General features: G+C 54.7%; 1 protein-coding gene. It reads left to right on the top strand.

The features are described from left to right. Positions 1-511 (top strand): sensor histidine kinase (locus A3754_RS24330; protein ID WP_197468841.1); only part of this gene is annotated, 511 nt, incomplete at its 5' end. Positions 512-563: the final 52 nt, after the last annotated feature.

Raw genomic sequence — 563 nt, 5'->3', positions numbered from 1 at the left:
GAACATTATCGCCAGCCTTATCGCGGTGGACCCGGATGGGGCGGAGCAGGTGGTGGAGGACTTGTCGGTGCTGTTTCGCGCCAGCCTCAAGAACAGTGGAAACGAGGCCTCACTGGAAGAAGAACTGGAGCTGTGTCGGCGCTATATTCACATCGAGCAGCTGCGGATGGGGGAGCGTTTGCAGGTGGCATGGGATATCCAGGTAGACGCAAAATCCCTGAAGATTCCGTTATTAACCTTGCAACCCTTGCTTGAAAATGCCATTTATCATGGCATACAGCCATTATCTGCAGGGGGGATGGTGACGATTCGCGCCCTCGCGCACAATGGCAACCTGGTGCTGTCGGTGAGCAATCCCAAGCCGGAAGGCGACGGACATCACAAAGGCAACCGCATGGCGCTGGAAAATATACGTCACCGGCTGGAAGCCCTGTACGGTGATGATGTGGCGGTGGAATCCCGCCCGGAACAAAAAGAATACGAGATCGAAATTCGATATCCGCTGCAATAAAAAGGATGGGACTTATGCGGGTACTTGTCTGCGATGACGAGCAACTGGCTCG

The organism is Alcanivorax sp. HI0083 (assembly GCF_001635175.1).
Note: the sequence above shows the minus strand (reverse complement) of the source record. Positions and strands in the feature narration are given on the sequence as shown.